The 16,040-nt window shown below is 34.4% G+C and carries 14 protein-coding genes and 1 pseudogene; 12 read left to right on the top strand and 3 right to left on the bottom strand.

What is annotated here, in order from left to right:
• Nucleotides 1-209: 209 nt before the first annotated feature.
• The 7 genes from ACUN0F_RS14835 (at nucleotide 210) to ACUN0F_RS14865 (ending at nucleotide 9,528) form a co-directional block, all read left to right on the top strand.
• Nucleotides 210-671: a CarD family transcriptional regulator gene (locus ACUN0F_RS14835; RefSeq protein ID WP_170771247.1), complete on the top strand. Its 462-nt coding sequence runs from the start codon at nucleotides 210-212 to the stop codon at nucleotides 669-671.
• Nucleotides 672-1,589: 918 nt separating this feature from the next.
• Complete coding sequence (locus ACUN0F_RS14840) at nucleotides 1,590-2,717, top strand: alkene reductase (RefSeq protein ID WP_445539598.1); 1,128 nt, start codon at nucleotides 1,590-1,592, stop codon at nucleotides 2,715-2,717.
• A gap of 67 nt (nucleotides 2,718-2,784) precedes the next feature.
• The gene (locus ACUN0F_RS14845) at nucleotides 2,785-4,353 is read left to right on the top strand and encodes a glutamate synthase-related protein (protein ID WP_445539599.1); all 1,569 of its coding nucleotides are present in this window, start codon (nucleotides 2,785-2,787) and stop codon (nucleotides 4,351-4,353) included.
• Nucleotides 4,354-4,438: 85 nt separating this feature from the next.
• Nucleotides 4,439-5,796, top strand: a protein-coding gene (locus ACUN0F_RS14850) for an IS3 family transposase (protein ID WP_445539600.1) whose coding sequence is annotated in 2 segments (ribosomal slippage) — nucleotides 4,439-4,895 and nucleotides 4,895-5,796 — 1,359 coding nt in all. Because the reading frame shifts where the segments join, the coding sequence is not laid out codon by codon here.
• A gap of 335 nt (nucleotides 5,797-6,131) precedes the next feature.
• Nucleotides 6,132-7,610 carry a sodium/proline symporter PutP gene (putP, locus tag ACUN0F_RS14855; protein ID WP_116892269.1) on the top strand — a complete coding sequence of 493 codons (1,479 nt, stop codon included), beginning with the start codon at nucleotides 6,132-6,134 and terminating at the stop codon, nucleotides 7,608-7,610.
• Between the two features lie 342 nt (nucleotides 7,611-7,952).
• A complete protein-coding gene (locus tag ACUN0F_RS14860; RefSeq protein WP_353837648.1) occupies nucleotides 7,953-8,897 on the top strand; it encodes a ring-cleaving dioxygenase in 945 nt (314 codons plus the stop codon).
• A 19-nt stretch (nucleotides 8,898-8,916) separates the two neighbouring features.
• A complete protein-coding gene (locus ACUN0F_RS14865; protein ID WP_445539601.1) occupies nucleotides 8,917-9,528 on the top strand; it encodes an alpha/beta hydrolase in 612 nt (203 codons plus the stop codon).
• A gap of 47 nt (nucleotides 9,529-9,575) precedes the next feature.
• Here the strand turns inward: ACUN0F_RS14865 and ACUN0F_RS14870 are convergent, their stop codons facing one another.
• The gene (locus ACUN0F_RS14870) at nucleotides 9,576-11,108 is read right to left on the bottom strand and encodes a BA3702 family sensor histidine kinase (RefSeq protein WP_264462784.1); all 1,533 of its coding nucleotides are present in this window, start codon (nucleotides 11,106-11,108) and stop codon (nucleotides 9,576-9,578) included.
• Nucleotides 11,109-11,343: 235 nt separating this feature from the next.
• On the opposite strand from ACUN0F_RS14870, the gene ACUN0F_RS14875 reads away from it, so the two are divergent.
• Nucleotides 11,344-11,715, top strand: coding sequence for a VOC family protein (locus tag ACUN0F_RS14875; RefSeq protein WP_000800762.1), 372 nt, complete (start codon nucleotides 11,344-11,346; stop codon nucleotides 11,713-11,715).
• A gap of 20 nt (nucleotides 11,716-11,735) precedes the next feature.
• Here ACUN0F_RS14875 and ACUN0F_RS14880 read toward each other — a convergent pair whose 3' ends face one another.
• Nucleotides 11,736-12,545: a YitT family protein gene (locus tag ACUN0F_RS14880; RefSeq protein ID WP_000251342.1), complete on the bottom strand. Its 810-nt coding sequence runs from the start codon at nucleotides 12,543-12,545 to the stop codon at nucleotides 11,736-11,738.
• A 144-nt stretch (nucleotides 12,546-12,689) separates the two neighbouring features.
• Here ACUN0F_RS14880 and ACUN0F_RS14885 point away from each other — a divergent pair, with 144 nt between their 5' ends.
• Genes ACUN0F_RS14885 through ACUN0F_RS14895 form a run of 3 tightly spaced genes read left to right on the top strand, consistent with a single transcriptional unit; the run spans nucleotide 12,690 to nucleotide 14,230 of the window.
• A complete protein-coding gene (locus tag ACUN0F_RS14885) occupies nucleotides 12,690-13,493 on the top strand; it encodes a protein phosphatase 2C domain-containing protein (RefSeq protein ID WP_445539602.1) in 804 nt (267 codons plus the stop codon).
• Between the two features lie 15 nt (nucleotides 13,494-13,508).
• A complete protein-coding gene (locus tag ACUN0F_RS14890; protein WP_060487401.1) occupies nucleotides 13,509-13,961 on the top strand; it encodes a peptidoglycan recognition protein family protein in 453 nt (150 codons plus the stop codon).
• 17 nt (nucleotides 13,962-13,978) lie between these two features.
• Nucleotides 13,979-14,230, top strand: coding sequence for a DUF2164 domain-containing protein (locus ACUN0F_RS14895; protein WP_001983516.1), 252 nt, complete (start codon nucleotides 13,979-13,981; stop codon nucleotides 14,228-14,230).
• 130 nt (nucleotides 14,231-14,360) lie between these two features.
• Here ACUN0F_RS14895 and ACUN0F_RS14900 read toward each other — a convergent pair whose 3' ends face one another.
• On the bottom strand, nucleotides 14,361-14,789 hold the full coding sequence (locus ACUN0F_RS14900) for a cytidine deaminase (protein WP_001019669.1): 429 nt from the start codon (nucleotides 14,787-14,789) through the stop codon (nucleotides 14,361-14,363).
• 463 nt (nucleotides 14,790-15,252) lie between these two features.
• Here ACUN0F_RS14900 and ACUN0F_RS14905 point away from each other — a divergent pair.
• Nucleotides 15,253-16,001 (top strand): annotated as a pseudogene (locus ACUN0F_RS14905) (DUF4822 domain-containing protein).
• Nucleotides 16,002-16,040 lie beyond the last annotated feature (39 nt).

Here is a 16,040-nt window from a genome sequence, read left to right on the forward strand (position 1 = left end):
TTTTATGTAAAAAGAGAAGGTGAAATTAGAATGTATATATGTGCGGAAAAGTTAATAAGATTGCGGGTTTTTAATGATATTTTACGGAATTATTTTCTTAGTTCGAAAGGATTGACATTAAAAATAATTTTATGATAAAATAAAAATTTTGCTAAAAAATTGATTGTGTGTTAAGATTGAGAAGGTTACCATATATGGAGGTGGATTATTTGTTTCAAATTGGCGATAACATTGTTTATCCAATGCAGGGAGCAGGTATAATTAAAGCCATAGAAGAGAAGGAAATCACAGGAGAAAAACAACAATATTATGTTATAAAAATGTCGGGTAGTAATATGGAAGTAATGATTCCGGCAGGGAGAATATTGAGCTCAAATATACGACCAGTCACGGATATAACGGCAATAGCACACATATTGGATATTTTTCAACATGGAGAATCTGATAGATTACTTACGTGGAAACAAAGGTATAAATTGAACACTGATAAAATAAAGACGGGTAAAATACAAGAAGGTGCTGAAGTTGTACGTGATTTATTACGTATGCAGAAAGAAAAAGCACTTAATGCAAGCGAAAAGAAAATGTTAGATAACGCACACGAATTTTTGATTAGTGAACTGGGATTAATTGAAGGTATCACAGAAAGTCAAATAAAAAGCTTTTGTTAAGATTCATTACAAATAATGTATTAGATCCCAAAAAAGGTTTTGAATTTTTTGGGAACATAATTATAGAGAATTAATCATTTCAAAGACATTCAATTCTTTCAAACCACTTTTAGAGCATTAACCTCTTTTGTTATTACTACAATCAAATCCATTTTTATTTTTTAAATTCTTTACGAATATTCGAAGTTTAATTAAACACTTCGATAGAATAGTTACTTGATTTTTGCAATCCTGATTCACACTGGCACGGACGAGGAGCCGTAAGGATGAAAGAGAGGTAGGGCTTTCATTGTTTTAGGTTTATAAGTTATTATTTTTAGAAGAATACTGAACCACTCTCACTTCTACTGCTAAGGAATTTTTTATATGTGAAGAGATAATAATTGTTTATATTCTTTATATTAAAGAGATAAATGAATTTTTAGCCATATACGGTCAACTAAAAAGGAGTGTCATATAGTCGATAATTCGACTATGTGACAGCTCCTTTTTTCATGGGGATTAGGAACGGATGAATAGAAAAAATACGTTCAACTATGTAGGAGTTTTTTATTCGTTCCTAAAATTTTGTTTGTATAATAAAAAACAAATGAATGATTTAAACCTTGTTACTGTAAGTTTGAATATAGTACAGTGGAAATCGTTTATTTTGTTAGTAAACAGTTTGAAAAATAATTACCAATATATTCTACATTAATAAAATTAGAAGAAAAGAAAACATCCGCTTAACAAGTATTTTCCTCATCCACTTACTGAATATAAGAATAGACAGTAGAGATTTGAATTCTAGAACCCTTCTAGTAATAAAACGGTTCGTTTTATTATGCGAATATTCCTACATAAGAGCGTATAAATTGACGTTACTATCTAAAAGTAAGTATGATGCGATTATAGTAAGAATTTTTAGGGGGAAGAAAAATGACAAGTTCAAATAATAAAGCAGCAAGTATTTATGAAGGAACAAATATAAATGATTGGGGATCTTTTGAAAATATTGAAGGAACGAAGTTATTTGACTCGATTCAAATTGGATCTTGGTCTCTTCGTAATCGCATAGCAATGGCACCGATGACGAGATGTTTCGCGAATCATGAAACAGGAGTCGTTGGTATTGATGTAGTCGAGTACTATAGAAAACGTGCAGCTGATGGAGTTGGCTTAATTATTACAGAGGGAATCGTCATTAGCCCAAGAGCAAAAGGAAATCCAGGAGTACCAGGGATTTATACACAAGAACAAATTGATTCGTGGAAGCCTGTTACAGAGGCGGTACATAAAGAAGGCGGAACGATTATTGCTCAAATATGGCATGTTGGACGTATGAGTCATCACGAAATAATTGGTGGGCAAATGCCGCAAGCACCGTCTGCTATCGCTGCAGAGGGAAATGTTCCGCGTTTTCGTAAACCGTTCGACACGCCAGAAGCAATGACGTTAGCAGAAATACAAGAGGTGATTGGTCAATACGCACAAGCTGCGAAAAACGCGATCGAAGCTGGATTTGATGGAGTAGAAATACACGGTGCACACGGATATTTAATCGATCAATTTACTTATGAGTTCGCAAATAAGCGTACTGATAAATACGGCGGAGATTTAAAGCAAAGGCTAACGTTTATGAAAGAAGTAACGGAGGCTGTAATAGAAGCTGTTGGGGCTGATAAAACACTTCTTCGCTTTTCTGCTTTCAAAGGTGATAATCCAACTTATATGTGGGAAAACCCTGAGCTTGCAATTGAAATGTTTGTAAATATGTTCAACGAAGTTGGATTAACGATGATTCACCCTTCAACGATGAATTATACGGCAGTTATTGCTGATGGAAAGAATTTTCATCAATTAGTAAGAAAATATTGGGAGGGTACGATTGTAGGAGTAGGGAATTTAAATCCGAAAGAGGCGGAAGAAGCGTTGCAAGAAGGAACGATTGATGTAGCGGCATTTGGAAGACCTTTAATTGCTAATCCAGATTTTGTTCATCGAATTCAAAATGCTGAAAGTTTAGTTGAATATGATGCGAAAGAGCATCTTGCTACATTAATTTGAATAAAGATAAAAGGAGAACACCTGATGTGTTCTCCTTTTATTATGGATTTTCATAGGAGGAAGCGGGATGAGTGAAACGCTACTCGTTATTATTAGTATATTGCTCTTATTGATGTTACTATTAATCATTTTTTTTATTATTACATTTTTTATTAAAAAACGGACGCATCATTCTATATTAAAGTTACATCCATACTTAGGAAGGATGCGTTATTTACTTGAAAAGATAGGACCGGAATTTAGGCAATATTGGTTTGATCATGATACGGATGGAAAGCCCTTTTCACGTTATGATTTTCAAAGTGTAATGTTTCTAGCGAAATACCGTTCAGAAATACTCGGTTTTGGATCGAAACGAGATTTTGATGCATCTGGATATTATATCGCTAATACATTATTTCCGAAATTAACAGATGAATTAAGTGTGAATGTAACGCAAGAACGTGAAGGGAAAAAGTATGTGATTCATAAAGAAGGGTTATTTTCACGAAGAGAAAAATTGACAGCGGATACAACGAATCTTTGGTTATATGAAGAAGACGATGCAATTATCGTCGGTGAAAACCGCAAATATCCGTGGAAGCTACATGGCATGTTTGGGGCATCTGCGACTTCTTACGGTGCGATTGGCGAAAATTATATTTTAGCGAGCGGGTTTGGTGCGAAGATGGCTGGCGGATCGTGGATTAATACTGGCGAAGGTGGCGTTATTCCAGAACATTTACATACAGGTGCGAATATCGTTGCGCAAATTGGTCCAGGATTATTTGGATATCGTGATGAGGATGGTAATTTTTCAATGGAGAAATTTATGGAGAAAGCAAAAGAAAGCAATATTAAAGCATTCGAATTGAAATTTGGGCAAGGTGCGAAAATACGTGGTGGCCATCTAGAAGGACAAAAAGTAAATGAGAAAATTGCTTCTGTTCGGAATGTGCGAGAAGGGGAGACAATTAATTCACCGAATCGATTTCCATTTTTAAGGAATGCAGCAGATACACTTTATTTTATTCAACGTTTGCAAGAAAACGGCGGTAAACCAGTCGGTATGAAAATTGTAATTGGACAGCAGGAGCCGTTGGAAAATTTATTTAAAACGATGAAAGAGTTAAATATCTATCCAGATTTTATTACAATTGATGGTTCAGAAGGTGGATCAGGAGCAACGTATAAATCGATGGCAGATAGTATGGGAATGCCGCTTATTCCAGCATTACTTACATTTATCGATACAGCAAATCATTATGGTGTCCGTAACAAGTTTAAAGTATTTGCATCGGGTAAATTAATCACACCAGATAAAGTGGCAATTGCTTTAGCGATTGGGGCGGATGCTGTAAATTCAGCGCGCGGATTTATGATGGCGAGTGGTTGTATTATGGCGCTTCAATGTAATTCGGGGCAACGTCCATCTGGAGTTGCCACGACGAATCCGCACTATCAAAAAGCGCTAGATCCGTATGAGAAGAAATGGCGAGTAATGAATTATGTTGTTAGTATGAGATATAGTCTGTTCTCACTTGCGGCCGCAGCGGGAGTAAAGAGTCCGCGTCATTTCACGAGAGAGCATATTGTGTTTAAAGATGAGGTGGGACGGGTGGTGCCTCTTTCGGAATTGTTTCCTACTAGTAAATAGAAAATAAGCTCTGTTTAATAGATTAAAAGTGAACTGCACCCCAATTGTTAGACACAGTCTAACAATTGGAGGTGCAGTTTTTTGTATGACAAAATTTACGAAGGATTCAAAGTTAAAGTTCATCCAAAGATTTAATCCAAAAACAATTTCTCAAACAGAATATGCAAAACAGCTGCATATTACAAAGGCACAATTTCAATACTGGTTGCGCTTGTACGAACTCCATGGGGAAGAAGGTTTATACGAGGTCTATACAAATTACACCGTAGAGTTTAAACTAGACGTACTAAATTTTATGGCTCAATCGGGTATATCGTTAATGGATACAGCGGCTATATTCATGATTCCTTCTTTTACAACGGTTTATCAATGGAAGAAGCAATTTGAATTAGGTGGCTTAGATGCCCTTGAACCAAAGAAAAAGGGGCGTCCATCCATGAAAAATAAAAACACAAAACAGGATACGAAAAAGATTCCGGCAGAAGGTTCAGTTGAAGCGTTACAAGCTGAATTAGAACGCTTACGTATGGAAAATGCGTATTTAAAAAAGTTGAATGCCTTAGTTCAAAACAAGGAAAAATCACCAAACAAGACAAGGCACAAGTAGTCTATGAATTAAGGCGTGAGTTTCAAGTGAAAGAATTAGTACAGTTAGCGGGTATCCCTCGAAGCACCTATTACTTTTATGTAAAACAAATGGATAGAATCGATCCAGATGCCGATTTAAAAGTAGAAATTAAAGCGATTTATGATGAACACGAAGGTCGTTATGGATATCGTCGTATTCGTGATGAATTAGCCAATCGCAATCAAATAGTGAATCACAAAAAAGTGCAACGAATTATGAAAGAGTTAGGTTTAAAATGTCTTGTACGTATGAAAAAATATAAATCTTATAAAGGAACAGTTGGTAAAATTGCACCTCATATTTTAGAGCGTAATTTTACGGCAGATGCGCCAAATGAAAAATGGGTAACCGATATTACGGAATTTAAATTATTTGGTGAGAAACTTTATTTGTCACCTGTATTAGACTTGTATAATGGTGAAATCATTACCTATACAATTGGCTCTAGACCGACGTATTCACTTGTTTCAGAAATGTTAGAGACAGCATTAGAATGTTTACCTGAAAATCACCAACTATTGATGCATTCAGATCAAGGTTGGCATTATCAAATGAAACAGTACCGTCACACATTACAAGAAAGAGGTATCGTGCAAAGTATGTCTCGTAAAGGCAACTGTTATGACAACGCAGTAATGGAGAATTTCTTTGGAATCATGAAGTCTGAATTTCTCTACATAAAAGAGTTTGAAAGTGTAGAGCACTTCAAAATAGAATTAGAAAAATATATAGATTATTATAATACCAAACGGATAAAGGCAAAATTAAAAATGAGCCCGGTGCAATACCGGACTCACTTTTATCAAGCTGCCTAATGAAATAACCGTGTCTAACTTTTAGGGGTCACTTCAAAGTCATACATTCGTATGGCTTTTTTCTTTTGAAATTTGTCTGATAAGTGAATGAAAATAAGGTGTGAAAAAATGGTATTTTATTTTTTGAATATTTTTACTTTAATTTATTTTAAAACCGGGGTAATCCACTGGGATAAAGGCGTTTATAAAGGTTTTCACATGTAGTGAAAAGGGCTTATTCACTTGAAAGAACAAAAAATATTTGTTAAGGTAGGGAACCATAAGCGAAAACAAGAAAATAGAAAAAGTCATTTTTCGAAATTTTGAATGGCTTATGTAACTAAGGGAGAGATTTGGTGAAGATTGAGATTATGGTTTCGCTTGCTATTTATATGGCAGGCATGTTGTATATCGGTTATTGGTCTTATAAGAAGACATCCGATTTATCAGATTATATGTTAGGCGGAAGGGGACTCGGTCCAGCAGTTACAGCTTTATCAGCTGGTGCTTCTGACATGAGTGGTTGGATGCTAATGGGATTACCTGGTGCGATGTATGCAACAGGATTATCTAGTGTATGGATTGCGATAGGGTTATTAATAGGTGCTTATGCAAACTATTTAATTCTTGCTCCGCGTTTGCGAACGTATACAGAAGTGGCAAATGATTCAATTACGATTCCAGATTTTTTAGAAAATCGGTTTAAAGATCGTACGAAAATACTTCGTTTTGTCTCCGCTATCGTCATTTTAGTATTTTTCACATTTTATGCGTCAGCTGGTTTAGTTTCAGGTGGACGTTTGTTTGAAAATTCTTTCAACCTTGATTATAAAATTGGTTTGTTTGTAACTGTCGGTGTCGTTGTTGCTTATACACTATTCGGTGGCTTTTTAGCAGTAAGTTGGACCGACTTTGTGCAAGGTTGTATTATGTTTATTGCCCTTGTATTAGTGCCAATTATTGCTTTTACAGATGTGGGCGGTGTAACAGAAACATTTAATACGATTAAGCAAGTTGATGCATCGCATTTAGATATGTTTAAAGGGACTACAATTCTTGGGATTATTTCATTTTTAGCATGGGGTCTTGGGTATTTTGGTCAACCACATATTATTGTCCGCTTTATGGCAATTACCTCTATCAAAGATTTAAAAACTTCTCGTAGAATCGGTATCGGTTGGATGACGATTTCAATTATAGGTGCAATGCTTACTGGTCTAATTGGTATTGCTTATTACGCTAAAAATAATGCGACATTGCAAGACCCGGAAATGGTCTTTGTAACATTCTCAAATATTTTATTCCACCCATACATTACTGGGTTTTTATTATCAGCTATTTTGGCTTCGATTATGAGTAGTATTTCCTCGCAATTACTTGTTATTTCAAGTGCAGTAACGGAAGATTTCTACAAAACATTTTTCCGTCGGGACGCAAGTGATAAAGAACTTGTATTTATCGGTAGACTGTCAGTATTAGTAGTAGCTATGATTGCAGTTGTTTTAGCATATCATCCAAGTGATACAATTTTAACACTTGTCGGTTACGCTTGGGCAGGATTTGGTTCAGCATTCGGACCCGCTATTTTATTAAGTTTATATTGGAAGAGAACGAACAAATGGGGCGTTCTTGCTGGGATGATTGTAGGTGCAGTAGTAGTAATTACTTGGGTACAAATTCCAAGTCTAAAAGCGACAATGTATGAAATGGTACCTGGATTCTTCTGTAGCTTATTAGCTGTCATTGTTGTAAGTTTATTAACGAAAGAACCAGTTAAAGCAATTCATCGTGAATTTAATGAGATGGAAGCAGTGCTGGAAGAGGAAATGAAATAATTAGCGAAGAGAGTAAATGCTAACTAGCATTTACTCTCTTTTGATTTAAATTGAAAATAAGTACTTGTTGACAACTAAAAGTAAGTAACTTATAATAAATGTTGAGTTCAAGATAATTTATGTGCCAAATAAAGATTTCAGATGGAGTAAATATTTTTTTGAAAATTATCTCGAATTCGAGATTAATTCAGTGATATAGAAGATAATGCGTAATTTCACGGATTATATCTCGAAGTAAAGATAAAATCATAACGATGGATTTTACTTTGCAGTATGGACAAAATGAATAATGAATTTTAATGTATAAAAGTTTTTAAAATGAAATAAAAAGGGGCGGAGAAAATGAAAAAGAAAACGATGGGAATTCATCATATTACAGCAATCGTAGGACACCCACAAGAAAATGTAGATTTTTATGCTGGTGTGTTAGGTTTACGTTTAGTGAAACAAACAGTGAATTTTGATGATCCAGGCACGTACCACCTTTATTTTGGTAATGAAGGAGGAAAGCCTGGAACAATTATTACGTTTTTCCCATGGGCAGGTGCTCGTCAAGGAATTATTGGTGACGGTCAAGTAGGCATTACGTCTTATGTCGTACCAAAGGGTGCAATGGAATTTTGGGAAAATAGATTAGAAAAATTCGATATTTCGTATACAAAAATGACTCGATTTGGAGAGCAGTATTTAGAATTTGATGATCCGCATGGTTTGCATATAGAATTAGTAGAAAGAGAAGAAGGCGAATTAAACAATTGGACTTTTGGAGAAGTTACGCCAAAAGTAGCAATTAAAGGATTTGGCGGTGCTGTTCTATTATCTGCACAACCTCAAAAAACAGCTGAATTGTTAGAGCATGTTATGGGTCTTGAGAAAATTGGAGAAGAAGGTGAATTCGTTCGATTCCGTTCTTCTGCTGATATTGGGAATATTATCGACTTGAGGCTATCGACAATCGGGCGTGGCCAAATGGGTGTTGGTACAGTCCACCATATTGCTTGGAGAGCGACTAACGATGATGATCAACTAGACTGGAAAGAGCATGTGTCTCGTTTTGGATATCACGTAACTCCTGTACAAGATCGAAATTATTTTAACGCAATTTATTTTAGAGAACACGGGGAAATTTTATTTGAAATTGCAACAGACCCTCCTGGTTTCGCTCATGACGAATCGTTAGAGACGATGGGTGAGGAATTAAAGTTACCGGAGCAATATGAACCACATAGAAAACAAATTGAACAAAGACTTTTACCATTTGAAGTGAGAAATTTAGATGAAAAGTGATTGAAAGGGGAAAAGGATTATGATGAAACATATTTTTCAAAAAGGAAAAGATACGTCAAAACCAGTGTTGTTATTACTTCATGGTACAGGTGGTAATGAATTAGATTTATTACCACTTGCAGAAATAATTGATCCGGAAGCATCTGTATTAAGTGTTAGGGGAAATGTATTAGAAAATGGCATGCCACGTTTCTTCCGTAGATTGGCAGAAGGCATTTTTGATGAAGAGGATTTAATTTTCCGTACGAAGGAATTAAATGAATTTTTAGATGAATCTGCAAAAACATATGAATTTGAAAGAAATAATATTGTAGCTATCGGTTATTCAAATGGAGCAAACATTGCTGCAAGCTTATTATTCCATTATGAAAATGCATTAAAAGGTGCTGTCCTTCATCACCCAATGGTACCTAGAAGAGAAACACAATTGCCTAATTTAGCAGGGAAATTAGTATTTATCGCTGCTGGGACAAATGACCCGATTTGTTCATCAGCGGAGTCAGAGGAATTGAAGGTACTATTAGAGAATGCAAATGCTACTGTTACAATGCATTGGGAAAATAGAGGACATCAATTAACGATGGGTGAAGTAGAAAAAGCAAAAGAATGGTATGTCAATACAGTATTATAAAAGTAAAAAAAGAAGCATCTGCTAACAATTAGCAGATGCTTCTTTTTTTACGACTGAATTGCAAGATGAGACGAAGAAAGTGGTAGCTGAATATCAACGATCGTACCTTTATTTAATTCGCTTGAAATGTGTAATTTACCATGATGTTCTTCAATTATTTTGTAACACATCATTAATCCTAGTCCTGTTCCTTTTTCTTTTAAACTATAAAATGGCTCGCCTAAACGAGAGATACGATCTTCTGGGATACCGCAACCTTCATCGATAATACGTATTAAGATGAAGGTATTCTCTAATGGCTTTGTTTGAATGAAAATATTTCCGCCATTTGGCATCGCTTCGATTGCATTTTTTAATATATTTATAAAAACTTGTTTTAATTGGTTGCCGTCACATTGAATGTCATATACGTAATCAAAATGATCCATAATGATGTGAACACTATGCATAATAGCAGTTGGTAAAATAAATGTTACTACCTCTTCAATTAAAGCTTGTATGTTACAAGTTTGGATAGATAACACTTGTGGTTTAGACATCGCCATAAATTGACTTGTGATAGATTCCATCTGTGAAATCTCACTTAACATAACATCGATATACCATTTCTGCTTCTCATTTATTTCAGGGAGTAGCAATGTTAGAAAACCTTTTAGAGAAGTGAGTGGATTTCGAATTTCATGGGCAATTCCAGCTGTCAGTTGTCCGACTACTGCGAGCTTTTCTGATTTTCGTAATAACTTTTCCGTTTCTTTTAGCTCGGTAACATCTCTTCCCATTACGATAAGACCTTTACGGGAGCCGTCAGAATGATAAAGTGGAACTTTCGATATACTTAAGATTAGATCGAAATCATCTCTATGAATAATAAATTCCTCGCCATGAAGAATTTGTCTTTGTTGCCATGCTAGTTCATCGACTTCTTCACAATGTAAAAAAGCCTCTCGGTACGCTTCGTTATATTGAATGAGTTCACTATCTTTTTTCCCGTGGTAAGGTACATGATGGAAATTGAAACAAGAAAGTGCGTAGTCATTTGCCTCAAGCCAGCGCCCCTCATGATCCTTAAATATAACAAACGCAGGCATGGAGTTCACTAATGTACGTAACCTCTTCTCACTTTCTTTTAGCATATTCTCAATTCTTTCTGATTTTTCAAGAGGCTTCATAATGGCATATACGCCAGTTAGACGATTTTTGACAAAAATAGGAACTAGTTTTGTCACGACGTCTAATAAGAATCCATTTTTATGATAAATTGATAAGATATACTCTTGTTGATTATCCGCTCCAGTATTCTTTATATTTTGTAATACTTGCTCAGAAATATGAGCTTCTAAAATAGAGGTAATATTTTTCTGTTCTAATTCTAAAGAATTGTAACCTAATATTTTTTCGGCAGAAGGATTTATATGTAGAATAACTCCCTCTAAATTTAATGAAATAATACTATCAGGATTGTGTTTGAACAGAGATGCGTACATTTCTGTTAATGAACGATCTTGTATATGGTTTCGCAAACGTCTAGAAATGTTCGGATGACGTTTTCTTTGAGTTGATGAATATTTTTTACGACTCATAATAGTTCCTCCGTACAAATAGCATCTAAAAAGATTTATCTATCCATAACTATAATATAGATGTAATGTGTATTTCTATAAAAAATGGAAGTTATATAATAAATTTTGTTTTCTTTATTTTGGAAAAGTGAGTGTAAGGTGTTAATAAGGGGATCTTATATTACTTTATAAATCTTTTGTAAGTTACAGGAGTAGGTTTTTCTTATAACATTAGGATAGAGGAGGGGGAGAGAAAATGAAAAATTATATTCAAGGGATCGATCATATACAAGTAGCTGCGCCTGTAGGGTGTGAAGAAGAAGCACGAGAGTTTTACGGTAATAAAATTGGTATGGAGGAAATACCGAAGCCAGAGGAATTAAAGAAGCGTGGTGGGTGCTGGTTTAAGTGTGGAAATCAAGAGATTCATATCGGAGTTGAGCAAAACTTCAACCCAGCTAAAAAGGCGCATCCAGCTTTTTATGTTTTAAAAATTGATGAATTTAAACAAGAATTAATAAAACAAGGTATTGAAGTAATAGATGATCATGCACGGCCAGATGTAATTAGATTTTATGTGTCAGATCCGTTCGGAAATCGAATTGAATTTATGGAAAATAAAAACTAGGTGGAAATCCACCTAGTTTTTTAACCTTTTCTAAACAAACCTAATACTTCAACAGTTTCGGTAATGTTAACGAATGCATGAGGGTCAATTTCGGAAATTGTTAATTTCATACTTGCTAATTCTTCACGAGAAACGACGGTCATAAGTACACGTTTTTTTTCGCTGGAATAAGCACCTTCGCCATCAAGTAATGTAATTCCACGTACAACAGTTGAAAGGAGTTGTTTTTTCATTTTTTCTGCTTCATTTGTTACAATCATAAGTGTAACCTTTCGATGTTTCGTATGAATAGCATCGATCACTTTACCAGTTACATAAATTGAAAGTAAGCTTGTAAGAGCAACATCCCAAGTGAAGAAGAATCCTGCAATTATTACAACGACTGCATTTAAAATAATAAGGAATCCACCAAGTTTAATGTCTCTTTTTCGAGACAATAGCATACCGATAATATCAAATCCACCAGTTGATCCATTACAGTTAAAAACAAGGCCGATACCAGCTCCGGCAATGACACCACCAAAGATAGATGATAAAAGTGGGTCTGTTGCTACGACTTTTACTGGAACGTAGTATAATGCAACAGATAATACAATAACAGAGATAACAGTGTTAAAAATTACTTTTTTTCCAAGACCTATGTATCCTAAAATAAGAATAGGCAAGTTTAGTACAAAGTTAATAATACCTGTGTTTACAGGAGTTACAATCCCTAAAATAATAGCAATTCCGCCAATTCCACTACTTAAAATTTTGTGGGGGATAAGGAAAAGATTAAATGCAATCGCAATAATAATAGAACCGATAATAACACCAAGAAATCTGACCATTTCTTTCCCGTCCTTCACTAAAAAATTCATATTATTTCAAGATTATATATGATATTGAAAGTTTTGGGTAAAAACAGTTTATTTCGGAAAATTAGATTAATCAAAAGAATTCGAGTATTTTATCATTTGAAAGGGGATACAGATATGAGGATAAAAACGTATCAACAGAAAAGCCCGTTGAAGCAAGAATGTGAGGATTCTTATTTTTGTAATGAAGAAAAAAAGATGTATGGTGTATGTGATGGTGCAACACCGCTCGTCCCGTTTCGTGATGAAAAGGGACATAATGGAGCATACATCGCTTCGCATTTATTTGCAAGTTATTTTACTTCATTACGAGAAACTCATAGTTTACAAGTTGCCGTTGCAAAAGCAAATGAAGCATTGCAAAGCAAAATGTTAGAATATGAAGTAGACACGAGAAAGAAAGAGCATTTGTGGTGTACATGTATTGCGGCAGTTCAAATAAATGGTGAGAAAATTGAATACGCACAGTTAGGAGACTGTATGATTGTTGCAATACTTCAAAATGGAACGATGCAAGTATTAACGCAAGACACGGTTGAAGGAATTAGTAAACGAGCAAAAAAGAAGAGAGAAGAAGATCGTAAAAAAGGGTTATCTGTACCAGAAGAACATGTTTTTCAAGATGTGCAAGAACAGTTAAAATACAATCGTTATCTTGCAAATATGCAGGGCGGATATTCCGTTGCAAATGGAATGAAAGAAGCGATACATTATTTACAACATGGTGAACTACATATAGATGAAGTGAGCGGGGTTTTTATTTGTTCAGACGGAGTATTCCACCCAGATTGGCCACTTGAACAAACTGTTGCATATATAAGAAAGAATAGTATAAGTGAATATGTAGCAATTATTGAAGAGCTAGAAGGGGAAAAGAGAATAAGATCAGATGATAAAACAATTATGATCATTGATTTGTAAGGGGAGGATGTTCGAATGGAAATTAAATGTATTAATTTAACATTTCAAGATGAATTAGTTCCTTTAGAGAAAGTTAATAAACTGATTATCCACCATACATCCGAAGATGGATGGGATGTGTATAAAACACATGAATTTCATCAAAAAGTAAGAGGGTGGAGCGGGATCGGTTACAATTATTTTATTGAAGAAGATGGAACTGTAGTCGAAGGGCGAGGTTTACATATTGGAGCACATGCGAAAGATAATAATAGAGATACAATTGGAATATGTATGACGGGTAATTTTGATAAATATGATCCAACTTCTGCACAAATGAATGCATTGTATTCTTTATGTAAAATGTTTATGAAGCAGTTTGCTATAAAGAAAGAAAATATACTTGGTCATAGGGAGCTAGAAGACGTTACAAAAAGTTGTCCTGGAAAGCGTTTTTCTATGGTAGAGTTAAGAAACGGACTAACTTAAATATAGAGGAGTAAGAAATGATGATGAATATAAAAATACCAAATGATAAAAAAGAAGAGCTTGTGGCACAAATTCAGCAATTTTTCGTTGAAGAAGATTTAGATGAAATTGGACGTTTCCAAGCAGAGCGATTAATAGAAGAAATGATTAAATTAGTAGGACCATTTGCATACAATCAAGCAATTGGAGATGCTAGAAAGCTTGTAACAGAGAAACTATCTAATATTGAAGAAGATTTGTATGTGTTAGAGAAGAGTGAAGGGAAGTAAAAAGAGCCATTTTGGCCGTATTCCGTCAATTATAAAATAAGTATTATGTCACGGCTTTTTCCGATGTTCTGTTTGGAAAAGGCCGTGAAGTTGTTTCGTTTTCAGCAGGCAAATAATTAAACTTAGCCCCCTATCTCGTACTCCATTCTTTTGCCATTTCATCATGATATGCTTCTGTCCAATGATATGGTTGCAACTCTTTTAAAGGTTTAAAAATAATATCTTGTTTAGCATTTGTAATCGCACACTGTACTTCTGGTCCCCAATAAAATAAACGTTCTTGGCATACACCGCAAGGCGAGAGTACCTTTAATTCAGAATGCTCATTTTCTCTAGCAAGACAAATAGAGTGTGTAACTTTCTTTTGAAATTTATGTGCTTCTAAAATTGCACCTGTTTCCATACAAAGTTCTGTTGAAGCATTTATTACGCCCGGAGCAACACTTGTATAAATTGTTCCATCTTCTACACGAATCGCTGCGGCTCCACCCCAATCATTTGGATATCTTTGTTCAATTAAATGTTTCACCACATCATATAATTGTTGCTCAATATTCAATTTCTTTTCCTCATTTCTGCCCAAATTCCGATTTTTTATTTCGAAATATTCTTTCTTTTATCATAATAACATAAACAAAAAAATGGAATGAACATTTAATTTCAAACCATCTTTTTGCCAAAAGGAACGCTAGAATTAAAAAACGTTATTCTTTCTTAACAAGCTAGATGAGAAAGAATAACGTTTTTTTATAAAAAGATTGAGATTAAAAATATATTATCTTAATTTTATCTTTTTTTAATAATTTATTTATGGGCAATTTATAGTTCATATATATAGCAGCTATGGATACTACGAAAAAGAACTTTGGGGGTGTAACACTGTATATCAAAGTTGGGGAATTGAAAATTTGTATCCAATTAGCTGTAATCAAAATTTAAAACATGAATTGCTCACATAGAATCTTCTTTTGGAAGATAAGTGGTGTAATTCTTTGTTAAATGAAGGAAGGGATTGGGAAGCTATGAATAAAACAATTTTAAAAACATGTATCATATCAGCAGTTTTAGGTGGAAGTCTATTAAGTGAAACGAATGGAGAGGTGAAAGCAGAAGAGGTTACACCAAAAACGAATCATACTGGTGTATTCAAAGATGTTCCAAAGGGTCACTGGGCATATGAGGCGATTCAGCAATTAACAGGTGAGAAAATCATTTTTGGCTATGATGATGGAAGAATTGGTTTTTGAGATAACGTAACACGCGAACAAGTTGCAGCTTTAATGTATCGTTATTTTAATATGGAAGAAAACAAAAATTATCAAAATCCATACGGTGACGTAAGTGAAGATTCAACAACCTATATAAAGGAAATTTTATCTTTAATAGAAATGGAGATAAAATATTATCTAGTACACTATGGAATGGAACGGTGGTATTAGACGAACAAGGTAATAATGTAACAAAATACAATTCAAACTTAATCAGTCTAGCAAAATATGATAAAAATACAAATAAATATGAGTTTTTCAATGTGAATACAGGAGAAAGTCGTGGAGACTATGGTTTCTTTGATGTTGTACATGGTAATAAAATAAGAGCCCACGTTTCGTTAGGAAATAATAAATACGGTGCAGTTCTTGAACTTACAGAATTAAATAAAGAGAAATTTACGTATACAAGAATGGGGAAAGATGCGAATGGAAAAGATATAAAAATCTTTGTTGAACATGAACCGTATACAGGTGACCTAAAACCAAATTTCACAAAGTAAGCCTTTACTGTAGCAAAGGCATTATGTTAGTAAGAGAAA

Source organism: Bacillus sp. 1A, assembly GCF_052682215.1.